Genomic DNA, 17193 nt, shown 5'->3' with positions numbered 1-17193 from the left:
TCGCTTCGCTCGCTTTGCCCCACCTTGGGGCGGCCCGGCGGCGGGGCGGCTATTTTTGCGCTGCGCGGGCTTGCAGCTCCCCTAGAAGGACCGCCCGCGGTGTCAGGCGCCGTCGGCCATCCGGCCCGCGGCCAGCACCAACTGGCGTCCGCAGCGGGCGGCGAGGTCGGGATCGTGGGTCACCAGCACCAGCGTGGTGCCGTGCTCGCGGTGCAGGTCGAACATCAGGTCGATGACCGTCACCCCGGTGGCGGCGTCCAGGCTGCCGGTGGGCTCGTCGGCGAACAGCAGGTCGGGCCGCACCACGAAGGCGCGGGCGAGCGACACGCGCTGCTGTTCGCCGCCCGACAGGGTGCGCGGGTAATGATGCAGGCGCGCGCCCAGCCCCACCCGCTCCAGCATGGCCTGCGCCGCCTCGCGGGCGGGCTGCCCGGCCAGCTCCAGCGGCAGCATCACGTTCTCCAGCGCGGTCAGGTTGGGCAGCAACTGGAAGGACTGGAACACGAACCCCACGTGATTGGCGCGCAGCCGCGCGCGGCCGTCCTCGTCCAGGGCGAACAGGTCCTGCCCGGCCAGGCGCACGCTGCCCGTGCTGGGAACATCCAGCCCCGCCAGCAGTCCCAGCAAGGTGGACTTGCCCGAACCGGAGCTGCCGGTGATGGCCACCGCGCTGCCGGCCTCGACCGTAAAATCGATGTCTTCCAGGATAGACAGCGTCCCGCCGGCATCGGCCACCCGTTTGCCCAGCCCTTTCACCTCGATCGAATTCTTGCTATCCATGCGCCTATTTTCCCGTCTGCTTCTTGTGTCCGCCGCGGCCTTCGCGGCCGTGGTTCCCGCCCACGCTCAGACCGCCGCGGCGGCCCAGGGTTCCGCGCCGCGCACCGTCCTGGTCCTGGGCGACAGCCTGTCGGCCGAATACGGCCTCAAGCGCGGCACCGGCTGGGTGCCCCTGCTGTCGGCCCGCGTGTCCGAACAATACCCCAACTACCGGGTCGTCAATGCGAGCATCAGCGGCGACACGACCAGCGGCGGCGTCGCGCGCCTGCCCGCCCTGCTGCGCCAGCACGCGCCGGCCGTGGTGGTGCTGGAACTGGGTTCGAACGACGCGCTGCGCGGCCTGCCCCTCGCGATGACCGAACAGAACCTGCGCGCCATGGCGCAGGCCGCCCGCCAGGCCGACGCCCGGGTCCTGATCGTCGGCATGCAGATCCCGCCCAACTACGGCCGGGACTACACCCAGCGCTTCGCCCAGGTGTTCCCCACGGTCGCCAAAGACGAAAACGCCCGGCTCGTGCCCTTCCTGATGGAAGGTATCGCAACGAACCGGGCGATGTTCCAGGCTGACGGCATCCATCCCAACGAGGATGCCCAGCCCCAATTGCTGGACAACGTGTGGCCGACGCTGCGGCCGCTGCTGGACTGAGGCGCCGGGCTCGCCGGTGTCAGGCACTTTCCGGATGGTGTCTGACACCCCATGCACGGCGTCTCAGGCTGAAGGGCGTCTTTCCAGGGGTGTCAGACACATGCCTACAGCGCTGAGACCGGCGCCATTCGCTGGTGTCTGACACCCTGGGCCCGGCATCTCATGCCGAAGCGCCTCTACCCTGGGTGTCAGACACTTTCCGGAAGGGCCGCGATCAGCCCGCGGCCGGCTGGTCGCCGCGGATGACCTCGGCGGCGGCGGGCAGCACCTGCACCTTGTACTCCTCGCGCAGCATGCGGATCATCGCTTCGTTCTCGGCCTGGCCCCAGGCGCCCGACAACTGCTGCGCCAGGCGCTCCTTGTCGGCCGGGTCGACCTTGCCGGCCTCGACCTTCTCCAGGCGCACCAGCGTGTAGTCCGCGCCCGACTGCACGCCGGTATAGGCGGGCAGCGTGCCGGCGGACAGGCGCATCACGGCGTCCAGCACCGGACGCGGCAGGTCCTTGGGATCCTGGCGCGACACGGCCACGGGCGCGGCGAAACCTTCCGGCGCGGCGGCCGGGTTGGCCTTGTCCTCGGACAGGGCGGCCTCGCCGGCCTTCTTGGCGGCTTCCGCCGAGCGCTCGTCCAGCAGCCTGGCGCGGATCGACTCGGCGACCTTGTCCAGCGGCGGCACGTGCGCCGGCTCGACCGCGGCGACGCGCACGGCCAGCATGGTGTCGGGCGACAGTTCGATCACGCCCGAATTCTGCTTTTCGCGCAGCACGTCGGGCGAGAACAGCACCTGGCGCACGCGGGGATTGTCCAGCAGCGCGGCGTCGGGGCTGTCGGCGGCCGAGCCCGGGCCGGCCTTGTCGGCGGGCAGCAGGCCTTCGCGGGTCACGCCGGACGCGGTGCGCAGCTTCAGGCCGACGGTGTCGGCGGCGGGCTGCAGGCTGTCGCGCTGGTCGTAGACCTGCTTGTTCAACTGGCTGGCCATCTCCGAGAAACGCACGGCCGCGATCTGCTTGCGGACTTCGGCGGTGATCTGGTCCTTGACCTCGGCCAGCGGCTTGACGGCGGCGGGCTGGATTTCGGTGACCTTGACGATGTGCAGGCCGGACGGGCTTTCGATCACGCCCGAGACCTGGTCCTTGGCCTGGCCGAAGATGGCTTTCTCCAGCGGGCCGGACAGCATGCCGGGAGCGAGCCAGCCCAGGTCGCCGCCATTGGCGGCCGAGCCCGCGTCCTGCGAGTTCTTGCGCGCCAGTTCGGCGAACTGCGCCGGGTCGGCGGCGGCCTGCTTCGCCAGGTCTTCGGCCTTGGCGCGGGCGGCCTTGCGGGCCTCTTCCGTCGCGCCGGGAGCCAGCTCGATCATGATGTGGCTGGCGCGGCGGCGTTCGGGCTGGCCGAAGCGGTTCTTGTTCTGTTCGTAGTAGGCGGCGAGATCCTCGTCCTTGACCTGCACGCCTTGCGTGGCGGCGGCCTCGTCCAGCACCACGTACTGGACCTGGACCTGTTCGGGAACCTGCAACTGCTGCTTGTTGGCGTCGTACCAGGACTGGATGTCGGCCGGGCTGACGCTGACCTGCGAACGGTAGTCCGAGGCCGCGAAGCGGCGAAGCTGCACCGTGCGGATCTGGGTCAGGGCCGTTTCGAGCGAGGCCACGACCTCGGCGGGCGCGCGGGCCGACTGGCCGACGGGCTCCAGCACGCGGGCGACCGCCAGGTCGCGGCGCAGGCCGGCTTCGAACGACGTGGGCGACATGCCCTGCGCGGCCAGCACCTGGCGGTAGCGCTCGGCCGAGAAGCGGCCGTTGTCCTGGACTTCCGGAATCGCGGCGATGGTGTTGCGCAGCGTTTCATCGGACACCGAGAAACGGTTGTCGATGGCGACGTTGGCCAGCAGGCGCTGATTGATCAACTGGTTCAGCAGGCCTTCGCGCAGCGCCGGCGTGTCGATCACGGCCGGGTCGAACTGCGCGCCCAGGCGCTGGCGGAACTGCTCGAGCTGGTTGCGGTGCGCCTGGTCAAACTCGGCGCGCGAAACCGGCTGCCCGGCGACCGTGGCCAGTTCCGGCTCCTGCCGCATGAAACTGTCATAGCCTTGAATCCCGACCAGGAAGAAGGACGGCACGATCAGAAGCAGCAGAATGAGCTGCATCCAGCGCCGATGGCTGCGAATAAATTCGAACATGGAATCCCTGTTGCCGCGCCCCGGGGGGTATCCGCCCGGAGCCGCACGAAAACGCATAAAAAAAGGCGAACCCGATTCGCCCTATTCCCATACCGGTCATGACCGGATCAGCGGGCGGATTTTAGCATTTCTCATTCGTCCTGGAGGCCCGACGGCGCTCGGGGCCGGTTCCCCCGGGCAGAAGCCCCGCGCGGGCACGCGATCGGCCCGGAAACCCGGCCCGGCCCGCATGGAATCGGGGCGCCGTCAACCCGGGGAATCACCATTTCCGCGGCCCCGCCCGCCCCGTATCGTGGCCTGTCAGGGTTTGCCCGAAGCCGGGCCCCGTCCCCCACGCACAGAGGTTACCGCCGATGCCGCTCCCGTCTCTTCGCCCGCTCGTCCTGCGCGCCTGTACCGCCCTGGCCTTCCTGGGCGGCGCCCACGCCGCGCTGGCCGCGCCGGTCGCCGCCGTCCATGAAGCCGCCCAGGCGCAGCGGCAAGGCATGCTGGACACCATGCGCGACCTGGTCGGCATCGAATCGGGCAGCAAGGACGTCGAAGGCGTGGAACGCATCGCCGGACTGATCCGCGACCGCCTCAAGGCGCTGGGCGGTACCGTCGAGATCCTGGCCGCCACCGACGTCTTCCGCCTGGACGACACGCCCGAGAAGGTCGGGCCCATGGTCCACGCCGAGTTCAAGGGCAAGGGCGACAAAAAGATCATGCTGATCGCCCACATGGATACCGTCTACCGCAACGGCATGCTGAAGGACCAGCCCTTCCGCATCGACGGCGGCAAGGCCTACGGGCTGGGCATCGCCGACGACAAGCACGGCGTGGCGCTGATCCTGCACACCGTCGCCCTGCTGCAGAAGCTGGGCTTCGCGGACTACGGCACTCTCACCGTGCTGATCAACGGCGACGAGGAAATCAGCTCGCCCGGCGCGCGCAGCACCATCACCCGCCTGGGCGCCGACCAGGACGCCGTCTTCTCGTTCGAAGGCGGCGGGGCCGAGGCGCGCCTGACGCTCGCCACCAGCGGCATCGGCGCGGCCTACCTCACGGTGCAGGGCAAGACCTCGCATGCCGGCGCCCGCCCCGAAGGCGGCGTCAACGCGCTCTATGAACTGGCGCACCAGTTGCTGCAACTGGACAAGCTGTCCAAGCCCGAGGAAGGGCTGAAGCTGAACTGGACCGTGGCCCAGGCCGGCACCAACCGCAACGTCATTCCGGGCCTGGCCACCGCCCAGGCCGACGCCCGCGCGCTGCGCGTCTCCGATTTCGACGCGCTGTCGCGCAGCCTGGAGGAAGGCATCCAGAAGAAGCTGCTGCCCGAATCGAAAGTCAGCGTGAAGTTCGAAGTCCGCCGCCCGCCGCTGGAGGCCACCCCCGCCTCGCGCGCCCTGGCCCGGCACGGCGTGGAGATCTACAAAGAACTCGACCTGCCCCTGAAAGTGGTGGACCGCGCCAGTGGCGGCGGCACCGACGCCGCCTTCGCCGCCCTGAAGGCGCGCGGCCCCGTGATCGAGGGCATGGGGCTGAGCGGCTTCGGCGCCCACTCGAACGACGCCGAGTACATCCAGATCGACAGCATCGTGCCGCGCCTGTACCTGGCGGCGCGGATGATCATGGACGTCTCGCAGGGCAAGGCGCCCGCGAAGTAGGAGTATCCTTGCAACCCTGTCCAAAAGAACCTGATAGCAACACCCCCATGAGCGCAACCCTCCCCTCCTGGCCCTATTCCCGCTACATCGCCCACCGCGGCGGCGGCCGGCTGGCCCCGGAGAACACGCTGGCCGCCATGCGCGTCGGCGCCGAGCACGGTTTCACGATGTTCGAATACGACGTCAAGCTGAGCAGCGACAACGTGCTGGTGCTGATGCACGACGACGACGTGGACCGGACCTCCAACGGCACGGGCCCGGCGGCCGCCAAGACCTACTCGGAACTGGCCCAACTGGACTTCGGAAGCTGGCACTCGGCCGCCTATGCGGGAGAGCCGCTGCCCACGTTCGCCGCGGCCGCCCGCTATACGGTCGCCAACGGCATCGCCAGCAACGTCGAGATCAAGCCCTGCCCGGGCCGCGAAGCCGAAACCGGCCGCGCCGCGGCGCTGGCGGCCCGCCAGTTGTGGCAAGGCGCCGCCACGCAGCCGCTGCTGTCCTCGTTCGCCGAGGAGTCGCTCGCGGCCGCGCGCGAGGCCGCGCCGGAACTGCCGCGCGCCCTGCTGGTGGAAAAAGTCCCCGCCGACTGGCGCGAGCGCCTGGCCAAGTACGAATGCGTGGCGCTGAACATCAACCAGAAGGACGCGACCCGCGAACTCATCGATGCCGTGCACGCCGCCGGCTACCGTATCGCGGCCTGGACCGTCAACGACCCGGAACGCGCGCGCCTGCTGCTCGACTGGGGCATCGACGGCATTTTCACCGACGAGCTGGCCGCGATCCGGCCGGCCGCCTGAGGCAGAGCGCCCCGTGTTCAGCTATCGCCACGCCTTCCACGCCGGCAACCACGCCGACGTGCTCAAGCACGCCATCCTGGTCCACACGCTGGATTACTTCAACAAAAAGGACGCGCCCTATTGGGTCGTGGACACACACGCGGGCGCCGGGCTGTACAGCCTGGACAGCGACTGGGCGTCCAAGACCTCGGAATTCGCGGACGGTATCGGCCGCCTCTGGGAAGCCCAGGACCTGCCCCCGATCCTGGCGGACTATGTGGCGCGCGTCCGCGACTACAACACCAACGGCCGCCTGAAGCGCTATCCCGGTTCGCCGTGGCTGGCGCTGGACGCCATGCGTCCCTCCGACCGGCTGCGCCTGTTCGAAATGCATCCCACCGAGATCGACACGCTGGTCTCCAACCTCGAGCACCAGGGCCGCACGGCGCTGCGCCAGACCACGATCTACGGCGACGACGGCTTCGAGGGCGTCAAGGCGCTGCTGCCGCCGCCCACCCGCCGCGGCATGGTGCTGATCGACCCTTCCTACGAAGACAAGAACGACTACCGGCGCACGCTCATCACCGTCAAGGAATGCGTCAAGCGCTTCGCCACCGGCACCATCGCCATCTGGTATCCGCTGGTGCAGCGCCGCGAGGCCAGCGAAATGGCGCGCCACTTCGAGAACCTCAAGGTCAAGAGCTGGCTGCACGCCACGCTGACGGTCAAGAAGGCCGCCATCGACGGCTACGGCCTGCACGGCAGCGGCATGTTCCTGATCAACCCGCCCTGGACGCTGCACGACGCCCTGAAGCCGGCCATGCCCTATCTGGCGCGCACGCTCGGCCAGGACGAGCGCGCGGGATTCACGCTGCAATACCGCGAGAATCCCTTCCCCGTTCCCAAGAAGCACGCGGACGAGTAAGTCCGGCGCGCGGCATTGCGGCAAGTGTCAGACACCCGGGAGGCGCCGTGACGAGATGACGTGCGTCCCGTACGGGTGTCAGACACCTGGATATACCCATCGCTGCGGCAAGTGTCTGACACCCTTGTGAAATGCCGGCCCAGGTGGAGACGGCCTTGCCGGGTGTCTGACACTGGGTTGCGGGTGTCTGACACCCGGGAGGCGCCATAACAAAATGACGTGCATTTCGTACGGGTGTCAGACACCTGGACCCGTGCCGAGCGCCCGACAGCCATCGCGGTCCGGCCTTTACTCCCATCAAGCCAATTCGCTTTCCGGTTCCTCGCGGCGCAGCGCTTCCTGCGCCCGTGCCAGCTTGGCCGCGGCGTCGCGCAGCGCGGTGCGCAGGCCCTCTTCGATCACGGGGTGATAGAACGGCATTTCCAGCATGCGCGCCACAGTCAGTTCCTGCTGAACCGCCCAGGCCAGCAGGTGGCCGATGTGCTCGGCGCTGGGGCCGACCATCTCCGCGCCCAGGAAACGCCCGGTCTCGATGTCCGCGTAGACGTGCAGCATGCCTCGGTTCTTCAGCATGACGCGCGAACGTCCCTGGTCGCCGAAGTCCACCTCCCCTGTCACGAAGGTGCCCGGGATCAGCCGCGCGTGGCCCTTGCCGGCGAGCGCGATCTGCGGGTCCGAGAACACCACGGCCAGGGGCGCGCGGCGCAGGCCCTGGCGCACTTCCGGGTAGCGGGCCGCGTTCTCGCCGGCGATGCGGCCTTCGTCGGCCGCCTCGTGCAGCAGCGGCGCGTCCGCGTTGGCATCGCCCGCGATGAAGATGGGCGAGTCGCCCGCCTGCATGGTTTCGCGGTCGAACACCGGCACGCCTTGCGCGTTCAGCGCCAATGAGGTGTTCTCCAGGCCCAGCCCGTCCACGTTGGCGCGGCGGCCCGTGGCGACCAGCGCGTAGTCGAAGCGCTCGGTGCGCTCGCTATTGTCCAGCGCCACGTAGCGCACTTCGACCTCGTCGCCCACGCGGGAGGTCTCCAGCACCCGGGCGTCCGGATCCAGATAGAACTCGCGCTGGAAAACCTTGCGCGCGGCCAGGCGGACCTGGGGATCGCTGATGCCTCCCAGGCTGCCGCTGACCCCGAACACGCGCACGTCCACGCCCAGCCGGGCCAGCGCCTGTCCAAGCTCCAGGCCGATCACCCCGGGGCCGAACACCGCGACGCGGCGCGGCAGGTCGTCCCACGCGAACACGTCGTCGTTCACAACCAGCCGGTCGCCCAGCGCGCGGAACGGCGGCGGCACCGAAGGGCGCGAGCCGGTCGCGATGACGACGCGGGAGGCATGCACCTCGGTATGCTCGTCGACGCGCAGCACGGTGTCGGACAGGAAGCGGGCGTAGCCGCGCAGCTTGTCTTCGGCGGGAATGTTCTCGACGCCTTCCAGCACGAAGCCGACGAAACGGTCGCGTTCGCGCTTGACGCGGTCCATGACCTCGGCGCCGTCCACGCTGATTTCGCCGTTGACGTGCACGCCGAAGGCTTCCGTGTGGGCGGCGCCGTGGGCCGCCTCGGCGGCGGCGATCAGCAGCTTGGACGGCATGCAGCCCACTCGGGCGCAGGTCGTGCCATAAGGGCCGCCCTCGATCAGCAGCGCGCGCTTGCCCGCGGCCTTGGCCGCGCGGTAGGCGGCCAGGCCGGCGGTGCCGGCGCCGATGACGGCGATATCGGTATGCAGAGTCTTCATGTCTGGGTATCTCCCGGTATGTCGTGGAGCAGGATTTGCAAGGCGCATTCCGCCTTGTTGCGCATCCTCGGGACGAACGCCGTCCCGCGGCGCCGTCGGGGGCCGCGCGAAGATGCGGAACAAGGGAAATTCGGGGGATGCCGGGCCGCGGGGCGGCCCGGCCGGCGGACAGGGGCTGGCGCCCCTGCCCCGCCAGGCGCTTAGGCGAAGTGCGCCTTCAGGTCTTCCAGGCCGCCGACCAGCGAACCGTTGATGAACACCTGCGGAGCGGTGCCCTTGCCGGACACGGCGCCGATCACGCGGCCGCGGACCTTGTTTTCCAGCGGGATCTCGATCGAGTCGTAGCCCTTGGCGTCCAGCAGCGCCTTGGCTTCGACGCAGAACGGGCAGCCCGGCTTGGAGAACACGACCACCTGGTCGGGCTTCTTCGCCGACGGCGCGAAGTGGGCCAGCATGGTGTCGGCGTCCGACACTTCGAACGGGTCGCCTTCCTTTTCCGGCTCGATGAACATCTTCTGGACCACGCCGTCCTTGACCAGCATCGAATAGCGCCAGCTACGCTTGCCGAAACCCAGGTCGCTCTTGTCGACCAGCATGCCCATGCCTTCGGTGAACTCGCCGTTGCCGTCGGGCAGCAGCGTGATGTTGGCGGACTCCTGGTCCTTCGCCCACTCGTTCATGACGAAGGTGTCGTTGACCGACACGCACACGATGCTGTCCACACCGGCGGCGAAGAAGGCGGGCGCCAGTTCGTTGTAGCGCGGCAGGTGGGTGGAGGAGCAGGTCGGCGTGAAGGCGCCGGGGAGCGAAAAGACCACGACGGTCTTGTTCTTGAACAGATCGTCCGACGTGACCTTCTTCCAGGCATTTTCCTGGCGGACGGGGAACGTTACGTTCGGGACACGTTGGCCTTCGCGGTTTTGCAGCATTCAAACTCTCCTTGGGTTGCGGGGTCTTGTTCAACCACCATGGAAAGAATGATAAATCTTAACTATCAATTAATCAAATTTAATAAACTAAATTGATTAATAGTTTTAAACAATGAAGAAAATAAGGCCGCCAGACGCCAACTATCATAACGCGGCCGGCGGCCAGGGAGACTACACGCGCGACGGCGCGTAGCCGGCCTCGCGGATGGCAGCCTCGATCTTGTCCGCCTCGCCGGCGCCCGTCACGGTCACGCGGTGCGACGGCAGGTCCACGGTCACGGTCGCGCCCGGCGCGGCCTGGTTCACCGCGCCGGTGATGGTCTTGACGCAATGGCCGCAGGTCATGTCGGGCACTTGGAACTCGATGCTCATGTCTATCTCCAGAGGAATTCAGGACAGGCGGACGCGGTTCCGTCCACCGTGAACACAGCTTAAACCTTCCAATTGTGTCAAGGTCAAGCGTAGAATGGGCCGTACCGACGACAGGAGTCCCGCCATGAATATCGGCCAGGCAGCGAAAAGCTCCGGCATTTCCGCCAAGATGATCCGCTACTACGAAGGCATCGGCCTGATCGGGCCCGCGGTGCGCACGGATTCGGGCTATCGCGTCTACAGCGAGCACGACCTGCACACGCTGCGCTTCGTGCGCAGGGCGCGGGACCTGGGTTTTTCGGTGGAACAGATGAACGAGCTGCTGGCGCTGTGGAAAGACCGCAGCCGCGCCAGCGCCGACGTCAAGCGCATCGCACTCGAACACGTGCAGGAACTGGAGCGCAAGGCCGAGGCGCTGCGCGACATGGCGGCCACGCTCAAGCACCTTGCCCAGCACTGCCACGGCGACGACCGGCCGGACTGCCCCATTCTCGACGGCCTGGGCCGCTCGCACTGACGCGGCGCCCAGGCCCGCCGGATCAGCCTTCGGCCGGCACGGCGGCGGCGGCTTCCGCCGCGGCCGCGGCGGCCAGCTTGGCGGCTTCGTCGGCGGCGGCCTTGGCGGCGCGCTCGCGCGCCCGTTCCTTCACGTCGCGCACGCCCTCCGCGTCCAGCGACTCGAACACGGCGATGGATTCCACGTGGCCCGTGTGCGGGAACATGTTGATCACGCCCGCGCTCTTGAGCACGTAGCCGCCTTCATGCACGAGGATGGCGGCGTCGCGCGCCAGCGTGGCCGGATTACAGGACACGTAGACGATGCGGCGCGGGCGCTCTTGCGGCGCCAGTTCCGACAGCGCCTGCGACACCGCGTGCGCCCCTTCGCGCGGCGGGTCGATCAGCATGCGGTCGAAATAGCCCAGGCCGCGCAGCCAGTCCACGTCCACTTCGAACAGGTTCAAGGTCGCGAAGCTGGTGCGATCGCCCAGGCCGTGGCGCGACGCCGCGTCATGGGCGCGGTCGGTCAGCGCCTTGCTGCCTTCCACGCCCACGGCCTCGCGGGCCTGCGTGGCCAGCGGCAGCGTGAAGTTGCCCAGGCCGCAGAACAGGTCGGCCACGCGATCGGTCGGCTGCACTTCCAGCAGCGTCAGCGCGCGCGACACCATCGCGCGGTTGATGGCGTGGTTGACCTGCGTGAAGTCGGTGGGACGGTACGGCATGCGCAGGCCGAATTCCGGCATGGTGTAGGCCAGCGTGTCGTCGTGCTCGCGCTCGAGCGGATGCACCGTGTCCGGACCCTTGGCCTGCAGCCACCACTGCACGTTATGCCTGGCGGCGAAGGCACGCAGGATGGCGATGTCGCCGTCGGTCAGCGGCAGCAGGTGGCGCAGGACCAGCGCGGTCACGCCTTCGCCCAGCGACACTTCGATCTGCGGCATGCGGTCCGGCGCCGACATGGAGGCGATCATCGCGCGCAGCGGCAGCAGCAGGTCGCTGACGTGGCGGGGCAGCACGTGGCATTCGCGCATGTCGGCCACATAGCTGCTCTTGCGTTCATGGAAGCCGACCAGCACCCCGCCCTTCTTCGGCACGACGCGCACGGACAGCCGCGCGCGGTAGCGGTAGCCCCAGGTCGGGCCTTGCAGCGGCGCCAGGATGCGCGCGGGGCGCAGCTTGCCGACGTGCCAGAACGTGTCTTCCAGCGAACGCTGCTTGATGGCCACCTGCGTGCTGGGTTCCAGGTGCTGCATGGCGCAGCCGCCACAGACGCCGAAATGCGGGCAGCGCGGCACGACGCGCTGGGACGACGGCCGCAGCACTTCATCCACGCGCGCGATCTCGTACGAAGGCTTGCGGCGCACCGTGACGGTCGAGACCCGCTCGCCCGGCAAGGCGCCTTCCACGAATACGACTTTCCCGTCGCGGCGGGCGATACCCCTGGCTTCCAGGTCCAGGGATTCGATACTCAAAACGTCAGACATCTCACGCAGTCCAGAATTACACGCAACCCAATATTGTAAAAGGACTGCGGCCAATCCCGGAAATGGCCCGCGGCGGGCCGCCGGCGGCCGGGAGGCGCCCCGGCCGCGCAAACCGCGTCAGAAGGAACGCGACACGGAGAAGACCGCGCCCAGGCGGCCCGAGGGGTGGCCGTACTTGGTGGGCAGCCAGTTGTCCTTGGTGGCCCCCACCGCGGCCAGGCCCAGGATCCAGCCCTTCAGGTCCTTGGTCACGCCGACCTTGTAATCGACGTAATGGCCGATGGAGTCGCCGTCCATGTTGACCTGGTTCTTGAGCTTCTGGTAGCCCAGGTGGCCGACCACGCCCCAGCCGTCGCCCAGGTCGAAGTTGGCCGTGCCGTCCAGGTACCAGGTGCCCTTGCTGTCGGGCGTGCTGAAGAAGTCGCTGGGCGTGTAGGAATACTTGAGGCTGTAGCTGTCGTAGGAGACGCCCAGGTACAGGTCGGTGTTGTTGTAGTTGCCGCCCTTCGGAGAGCTGGAACCCGGGTAGTAGTAATGCAGCACGCCGGCGTCCAGCGCGAAGCCGCCGCCGACGTCGCCCTTCCAGCCGCCGTAGAAGTCCATTTCCAGGTTGCCGTCGGTGAACACGAAGTCGGAAACGTTGGAGTTCCAGTTGCCCAGGTAGAAGCCGGAGCTGTGGGTCAGGTCGAAGCCCAGTTGCGCGGCGGGCCGGAAGTCGGTCTGCGAATAGCCGCGGAAGCGATAGTCGCTGGCGATGGTGGCATTGCCGCTGAGCGAAAAGCCGCCCCCCAGGTCGGTGGGTTCGGCCTGCGCCGACGCGGCGAAACAAACGGCAAGCACAAAAGGCAAGGCGGGCAGCGTCTTCTTCATGGTGCGGAGTCCTGATCGGATTTAACGAGGAGGCGGACGGCCTGAGGCGCATCCATCGGGCCGGCTCTACGGTATTCGTGACCGGTTCCCTATCCATGAAGCAATGTCCGTGCCAGCCCGCGGCGGGCGCATGCCGGGCGCGGGACGCACCAGGAACGTGCAGGCGCGGGCCGCCGGGCCCGTCCCGTGCGTCAAAATGGGGAGCGCGCGCCATGCTGGAGCATTCGGCGAAAAAAAACCCCGGCACGCGCGGGCGTGTCCGGGGTCCGGGTGGACGGCCGGCCTGGCGGCCGGCCGCGGCGCTTACTTGGCTGCCGGCGCGGCGGGCGGCGCGGCATCGGCGGGGCCCCTGCCCTTGCCGTGGCGTGCTTCCATCTTGGCGTGGCGTTCCTGCATCCTGGCTTCGCGGTCCTTGAGCATCTTGGTCACCTGGCCGCGCTGGGTGTCGTTCAGGCTGTCCCAGACCGCCAGCCACTGGCCGCGGACCTGCTTGGCCTGCGAGCCGAAGGCCTCGCGCGATTTCTCGGATTGCTCGACCAGCGCGTGCGGATCCAGCTTGCCGCTGTCCAGTTGCGCCTTCAGCAGGTCATGGCGCTTGCCGCCGGAAGCGCGCATCGCTTCATGCAGGCTGCGCTGGCCGTCCTGGGCGGTCTTGAACAGCGCCTGCTGCTTGTCGTCGAGCTTCAGTTCGGCGACCTGCGCCTTGGAAACGGGCCCCAGGCCGGGGATGAACAGGCCGTCGCGCATGCCTTTGTGGAAACCGCCGCCGTGATGGCGTTCGTGCATGGCGGCGGGGCCGCCGTCGGCCGGAGGAGGAGGAGCAGCCATAACGGTGCCGGCCACCAGGCCGCCCGTCGCGGCGACAAAAGCAAGAGCGGCCAAATTGGAGCGGATAGCGAATCGGGACATGAAGGTCTCCTGTGAGTGAAGAAAGCGAGACCATTGTGCGATCGGGCCCGTTTCATCCGGGTTTCGTCCGCGCAAGCCATGTTTCAGTCGATTGCGCCTGGCGGAGACGCGAAGACGGGGCCGCGCGGGCCCCGTCTTTCACTGCGCGCATTGCCCGCGCGGGCCGCTCAGGCGGCGTCCCAGGCAGCCATGTATTCCTTCCAGTGCGGCGCGTCGCTGGCGCTCAGGGTATCGCGCACCAGCGCGATTTCCGCCTCGTAGGCGGTGCGGTCGAGTTCGCCGCGCAGGAAACGGAAGCGGCAATACACCAGCCAGGTGTTGACCACGTCCGTTTCGCAATAGGCCCGCACTTCGTCGGCGCGGCCCTGGCTCCAGGCTTCCCACACCTTGCTGCCGTCCATGCCCAGCTTGCCGGGAAAGCCGCAAAGCTTGGCCAATTCGTCCAGCGGCGCGTTGGCGCGGCCGTTGTACTTGGCCAGCAGGTCCATCAGGTCCAGGTGGCGGGAGTGGTAGCGCGAAATGTAGTTGTTGAACTTGAAGTCGCGGTCTTCCTCGCCCATGTCCCAGTAGCGCGGCGCGGGCACGCCCTGGATCAGGCTGCGGTAATGCAGCACCGGCAGGTCGAAGCCCGAGCCATTCCAGCTCACGAGCTTGGGCGTGTAGCGCTCGATGGTCTTGAAGAAGCCCGCCAGCAAGGCGGCCTCGGGATCGTCGGGCTGGCCCAGCGTCTTGACGCGGAAGCCCTGGTCGTCGCGGAACACGCAGCCCACCACCGCCACTTTGTGCAGGTGCAGCGGCAGGAAATCGTGGCCCACGGCCTCGCGGCGCGCCGTCAGCGCGCGTTCGACCACTTCCTGGTCGGAGACCTCGGCCCCCCAGCCGTTGAGCTTGCGCAGCCCGTCGGCGTCGGGGATGGTTTCCAGGTCGAATACCAGGGTGGGCGTCATTTCGGGGGCAGGTATTGCATGGGATCCACCGGCGTGCCCTGGCGGCGGATTTCGAAGTGCAGGCGCGGCGACGTGGTGTCGCTCTGGCCCAGTTCGGCGATCTTGGCGCCGCGCTTGACGGTCTGGCCGGTCTTCACCAGCACCGCGCGGTTGTGCGCGTAGGCGGTGATGAAACCGTTCTGGTGTTCGACGATGATCAGGTTGCCCAGGCCGCGCACGCCATTGCCGCTGTACTTGACGAGCCCGTCCGCCGCGGCGGTGATCGGGTCGCCCAGCGCGCCGGCGATGTCGATGCCCTTGCTGCTGGCGTTGAAGCCCTGCACGATCTGCCCATTGGCCGGCCAGGTCCAATTGATGACGCCGGCGTCCGCCGCGCGCGTGGCGGGCTTGGTCTCGACCGGGGCGGGCGCCGGGGTCGGCGTGGTTTCAGGCGGCGGCGCCGCGGTTTCGGGTTGATCCAGCGGACGCGGCTGCGGCTTGGCGCCGCCGACCGGCGCGGTCTGCGCGCCGCCGCCCGCGCTGCCGGACATCTTCAGCACCTGCCCGACGGAAATCTGGTTGGGGTCGCTGAGGTTGTTCCAGCGCTTGACGTTCTCGATGTCGACGTTGTTGGCGCGGGCGATCTTGTACAGCGTGTCGCCCGGCTTGACCACATAGGTGCCGCCGGGCTGTGCCGAAGGCGAGGATTGCCCGCCGGTCATGTCGACCACCGGAGCGCGGGTACCTTTGGATGCGCAGCCGGCCAGGATGGCCAGGCTGAGCGCCCCCGCGACGAAGAGCGGGCGGCGCAGGCGCGTCGCGGACGCGCCCAGAGCGATATCGGTCAGTTGCAACTGCCCGTTGAGCATACGTTTCTCCTGTTTGCTCAAGATTGTATTCCGGCCCGTAGCGGCACAAAGCGCACGGCCTCTAGTTCAGTACGTTTCCAACTGGCCGCGCCTGTGCGTTCGATCAGAACCAGGCGCTGGTTGGCGCCCCCTTCAGGAGCGATCAGGCGGCCACCCGGCGCAAGCTGCGAGAGCAGTGCTTGCGGGATGGCGAGGCCAGCGGCAGCCACAACGATAGCATCGAACGGCGCCACGCCGGGCAGGCCCAGCATGCCGTCGCCGTATATCAGCCGGATCCGCGTGGTCAGCCGCAAGGCGCGCAAATGCTCGCGCGCCAGTTCGTACAGCCCGCGGATGCGTTCGATGGAATGCACCTCGCGCACGAACTGCGCCAGCACGGCGGCCTGGTATCCGCAGCCCGCGCCGACTTCCAGCACGCGGGTGGGCGCGCGGTCTTCGCACACCGCCGCGATCATGCGCGCCACCACCCAGGGCTGGGAAATGGTCTGCGAGTGGCCGATGGGCAGCGCCGCGTCTTCGTAGGCGCGGCTGGCCAGCGCCTCGTCCACGAACAGGTGGCGCGGCACCGCGCCCATGGCGGCGAGCACGCGTTCGTCGTTGATGCCCTGCGCGCGCAGTCGTTCCACCATCGCCTGGCGCAGGCGGTCGGAATTCAGGCCCAGGTTGCCGCCGGACGCGGGCGCCGGCGCCTGGGTCTGCCGCTGCAGCGTGGCGGCGGAGATGCGGGTGTTGCTATTGGCCGGCGTGACGCCGGGGCTGAGCCGGCCCGAGTCGTAGCGGACCGGGCCGGTGCGCCCGGGCACGGCCTGCGACACGTCCGGCTGGCTTATGCGTTTGCGCATAGCGGCTCCGCCCAGGCACGGATCTCGTCGAGCTGGCTGTGCTGGGTGAGATCCAGCCGCAGCGGCGTGACGGACACCGTGCCCTGTTCGACTGCATGGAAGTCCGTGCCCGGCGCGGCGTCGGCCGCCAGGCCCACGGGACCGATCCAGTACACCGTATCGCCGTAGGGCGTGGTGGTGCGCACCACCGGCTGCGAGGGATGGCGCTTGCCCAGGCGCGTGACCGCGAAACCGTGCATGTCTTCGAAGCGGCGGCTGGGGATGTTGACGTTCAGCAGCACCGGCGCGGCCAGGGGCTGCGCCAGATGGCGTTCGACGACCAGGCGCGCGGCGCGCGCGGCGGAATCGATGTGCTCCCAGCCTTTCTCGGCGAGCGAGAAGGCGATGGCGGGAATGCCGAACAGGTAGCCTTCGCTGGCGGCGGCCACGGTGCCCGAGTACAGGGTGTCATCCCCCATGTTGGCGCCGTTGTTGATGCCGGACACGACCAGGTCCGGGCGCGCGTCCATGAGCCCGGTGAGGGCCACGTGCACGCAGTCCGACGGCGTGCCGTTCACGGCGATGAAGCCGTTGGACGCGGTGCGCACCGACAAGGGGCGGTTCAGCGTCAGGGAATTGGACGCGCCGCTGTGGTTGGTCTCGGGCGCGACGACGGTGAGATCGCCCAGCCCTTGCAGCGCCGCGACCAGCGCTTCGAGCCCAGGGGCCGAGTAACCATCATCGTTCGAAACCAGAATTCGCATTATGCATCCGAAAGAAAATAAGACACTGATGGACGTGTCGGATTGTACCGTCCGCGGCCGCCATCCGG

17 protein-coding genes are annotated in these 17193 nt (G+C 68.3%); 5 read left to right on the top strand and 12 right to left on the bottom strand.

Annotated features, from left to right (window positions below; genetic code table 11):
• Positions 1 to 102: 102 nt before the first annotated feature.
• Positions 103 to 780, bottom strand: a complete 678-nt coding sequence (locus AVE30378_RS10320; RefSeq protein WP_129240759.1) for an ABC transporter ATP-binding protein — start codon at positions 778 to 780, stop codon at positions 103 to 105.
• On the opposite strand from AVE30378_RS10320, the gene AVE30378_RS10315 reads away from it, so the two are divergent.
• The gene (locus AVE30378_RS10315) at positions 779 to 1426 is read left to right on the top strand and encodes an arylesterase (RefSeq protein ID WP_165360144.1); all 648 of its coding nucleotides are present in this window, start codon (positions 779 to 781) and stop codon (positions 1424 to 1426) included. The two genes, AVE30378_RS10320 and AVE30378_RS10315, sit on opposite strands and share 2 nt — an antisense overlap.
• Positions 1427 to 1640: 214 nt before the next feature.
• Here AVE30378_RS10315 and AVE30378_RS10310 read toward each other — a convergent pair whose 3' ends face one another.
• Positions 1641 to 3602, bottom strand: a complete 1962-nt coding sequence (locus AVE30378_RS10310) for a SurA N-terminal domain-containing protein (protein WP_129240758.1) — start codon at positions 3600 to 3602, stop codon at positions 1641 to 1643.
• A gap of 353 nt (positions 3603 to 3955) precedes the next feature.
• Here AVE30378_RS10310 and AVE30378_RS10305 point away from each other — a divergent pair, with 353 nt between their 5' ends.
• Genes AVE30378_RS10305 through AVE30378_RS10295 form a run of 3 tightly spaced genes read left to right on the top strand, consistent with a single transcriptional unit; the run spans position 3956 to position 6949 of the window.
• Positions 3956 to 5248, top strand: coding sequence for a M20/M25/M40 family metallo-hydrolase (locus tag AVE30378_RS10305; protein ID WP_129240757.1), 1293 nt, complete (start codon positions 3956 to 3958; stop codon positions 5246 to 5248).
• A gap of 47 nt (positions 5249 to 5295) precedes the next feature.
• A complete protein-coding gene (gene ugpQ / locus AVE30378_RS10300) occupies positions 5296 to 6045 on the top strand; it encodes a glycerophosphodiester phosphodiesterase (RefSeq protein WP_129240756.1) in 750 nt (249 codons plus the stop codon).
• A gap of 13 nt (positions 6046 to 6058) precedes the next feature.
• Complete coding sequence (locus AVE30378_RS10295; protein WP_129240755.1) at positions 6059 to 6949, top strand: 23S rRNA (adenine(2030)-N(6))-methyltransferase RlmJ; 891 nt, start codon at positions 6059 to 6061, stop codon at positions 6947 to 6949.
• A gap of 297 nt (positions 6950 to 7246) precedes the next feature.
• On the opposite strand, the gene AVE30378_RS10290 is transcribed toward AVE30378_RS10295, so the two are convergent.
• The 3 genes from AVE30378_RS10290 to AVE30378_RS10280 all read right to left on the bottom strand — a co-directional run bounded on the left by AVE30378_RS10290 (position 7247) and on the right by AVE30378_RS10280 (position 9984).
• Positions 7247 to 8683, bottom strand: coding sequence for a dihydrolipoyl dehydrogenase (locus AVE30378_RS10290; RefSeq protein ID WP_129240754.1), 1437 nt, complete (start codon positions 8681 to 8683; stop codon positions 7247 to 7249).
• A gap of 200 nt (positions 8684 to 8883) precedes the next feature.
• Positions 8884 to 9612: a glutathione peroxidase gene (locus tag AVE30378_RS10285; RefSeq protein ID WP_129240753.1), complete on the bottom strand. Its 729-nt coding sequence runs from the start codon at positions 9610 to 9612 to the stop codon at positions 8884 to 8886.
• A gap of 171 nt (positions 9613 to 9783) precedes the next feature.
• Complete coding sequence (locus tag AVE30378_RS10280) at positions 9784 to 9984, bottom strand: heavy-metal-associated domain-containing protein (RefSeq protein ID WP_129240752.1); 201 nt, start codon at positions 9982 to 9984, stop codon at positions 9784 to 9786.
• A 124-nt stretch (positions 9985 to 10108) separates the two neighbouring features.
• On the opposite strand from AVE30378_RS10280, the gene cueR reads away from it, so the two are divergent.
• Positions 10109 to 10501, top strand: a complete 393-nt coding sequence (cueR, locus tag AVE30378_RS10275) for a Cu(I)-responsive transcriptional regulator (protein ID WP_129240751.1) — start codon at positions 10109 to 10111, stop codon at positions 10499 to 10501.
• A 22-nt stretch (positions 10502 to 10523) separates the two neighbouring features.
• On the opposite strand, the gene rlmD is transcribed toward cueR, so the two are convergent.
• The 7 genes from rlmD to surE all read right to left on the bottom strand — a co-directional run bounded on the left by rlmD (position 10524) and on the right by surE (position 17125).
• On the bottom strand, positions 10524 to 11966 hold the full coding sequence (rlmD, locus tag AVE30378_RS10270) for a 23S rRNA (uracil(1939)-C(5))-methyltransferase RlmD (RefSeq protein WP_129240750.1): 1443 nt from the start codon (positions 11964 to 11966) through the stop codon (positions 10524 to 10526).
• Positions 11967 to 12083: 117 nt separating this feature from the next.
• Positions 12084 to 12836 (bottom strand): TorF family putative porin, encoded by a 753-nt coding sequence (locus tag AVE30378_RS10265; protein WP_129240749.1) that lies wholly within the window; start codon positions 12834 to 12836, stop codon positions 12084 to 12086.
• Positions 12837 to 13139: 303 nt separating this feature from the next.
• A complete protein-coding gene (locus tag AVE30378_RS10260; protein ID WP_129240748.1) occupies positions 13140 to 13745 on the bottom strand; it encodes a hypothetical protein in 606 nt (201 codons plus the stop codon).
• A gap of 167 nt (positions 13746 to 13912) precedes the next feature.
• On the bottom strand, positions 13913 to 14692 hold the full coding sequence (locus tag AVE30378_RS10255; protein WP_129240747.1) for a 3'-5' exonuclease: 780 nt from the start codon (positions 14690 to 14692) through the stop codon (positions 13913 to 13915).
• The gene (locus tag AVE30378_RS10250; RefSeq protein WP_129240746.1) at positions 14689 to 15540 is read right to left on the bottom strand and encodes a peptidoglycan DD-metalloendopeptidase family protein; all 852 of its coding nucleotides are present in this window, start codon (positions 15538 to 15540) and stop codon (positions 14689 to 14691) included. The genes AVE30378_RS10255 and AVE30378_RS10250 overlap by 4 nt, the downstream gene beginning before the upstream one ends.
• Positions 15541 to 15557: 17 nt before the next feature.
• Positions 15558 to 16382: a protein-L-isoaspartate(D-aspartate) O-methyltransferase gene (locus AVE30378_RS10245; protein WP_165360143.1), complete on the bottom strand. Its 825-nt coding sequence runs from the start codon at positions 16380 to 16382 to the stop codon at positions 15558 to 15560.
• Positions 16367 to 17125: a 5'/3'-nucleotidase SurE gene (gene surE, locus AVE30378_RS10240; RefSeq protein ID WP_129240745.1), complete on the bottom strand. Its 759-nt coding sequence runs from the start codon at positions 17123 to 17125 to the stop codon at positions 16367 to 16369. Before surE ends, AVE30378_RS10245 begins: the two co-directional genes overlap by 16 nt.
• Positions 17126 to 17193 lie beyond the last annotated feature (68 nt).

Origin of the sequence: Achromobacter veterisilvae, assembly GCF_900496975.1 — a bacterium.
In the GTDB taxonomy this organism is placed as follows: domain Bacteria; phylum Pseudomonadota; class Gammaproteobacteria; order Burkholderiales; family Burkholderiaceae_B; genus Achromobacter; species Achromobacter veterisilvae.
The sequence above is the reverse complement of the archived record's forward strand: the minus strand, read 5'-3'. Positions and strand labels throughout refer to the sequence as shown.

Bases quoted from the DNA above. Each gene is read 5' to 3' on its own strand.
- AVE30378_RS10315 (WP_165360144.1), top strand. From the start codon at position 779: ATGCGCCTATTTTCCCGTCTGCTTCTTGTGTCCGCCGCGGCCTTCGCG.
- AVE30378_RS10320 (WP_129240759.1), bottom strand. From the start codon at position 780: ATGGATAGCAAGAATTCGATCGAGGTGAAAGGGCTGGGCAAACGGGTG.
- AVE30378_RS10310 (WP_129240758.1), bottom strand. From the start codon at position 3,602: ATGTTCGAATTTATTCGCAGCCATCGGCGCTGGATGCAGCTCATTCTG.
- AVE30378_RS10305 (WP_129240757.1), top strand. From the start codon at position 3,956: ATGCCGCTCCCGTCTCTTCGCCCGCTCGTCCTGCGCGCCTGTACCGCC.
- ugpQ (WP_129240756.1), top strand. From the start codon at position 5,296: ATGAGCGCAACCCTCCCCTCCTGGCCCTATTCCCGCTACATCGCCCAC.
- AVE30378_RS10290 (WP_129240754.1), bottom strand. From the start codon at position 8,683: ATGAAGACTCTGCATACCGATATCGCCGTCATCGGCGCCGGCACCGCC.
- AVE30378_RS10285 (WP_129240753.1), bottom strand. From the start codon at position 9,612: ATGCTGCAAAACCGCGAAGGCCAACGTGTCCCGAACGTAACGTTCCCC.
- AVE30378_RS10280 (WP_129240752.1), bottom strand. From the start codon at position 9,984: ATGAGCATCGAGTTCCAAGTGCCCGACATGACCTGCGGCCATTGCGTC.
- cueR (WP_129240751.1), top strand. From the start codon at position 10,109: ATGAATATCGGCCAGGCAGCGAAAAGCTCCGGCATTTCCGCCAAGATG.
- rlmD (WP_129240750.1), bottom strand. From the start codon at position 11,966: ATGTCTGACGTTTTGAGTATCGAATCCCTGGACCTGGAAGCCAGGGGT.
- AVE30378_RS10265 (WP_129240749.1), bottom strand. From the start codon at position 12,836: ATGAAGAAGACGCTGCCCGCCTTGCCTTTTGTGCTTGCCGTTTGTTTC.
- AVE30378_RS10260 (WP_129240748.1), bottom strand. From the start codon at position 13,745: ATGTCCCGATTCGCTATCCGCTCCAATTTGGCCGCTCTTGCTTTTGTC.
- AVE30378_RS10255 (WP_129240747.1), bottom strand. From the start codon at position 14,692: ATGACGCCCACCCTGGTATTCGACCTGGAAACCATCCCCGACGCCGAC.
- AVE30378_RS10250 (WP_129240746.1), bottom strand. From the start codon at position 15,540: ATGCTCAACGGGCAGTTGCAACTGACCGATATCGCTCTGGGCGCGTCC.
- AVE30378_RS10245 (WP_165360143.1), bottom strand. From the start codon at position 16,382: ATGCGCAAACGCATAAGCCAGCCGGACGTGTCGCAGGCCGTGCCCGGG.
- surE (WP_129240745.1), bottom strand. From the start codon at position 17,125: ATGCGAATTCTGGTTTCGAACGATGATGGTTACTCGGCCCCTGGGCTC.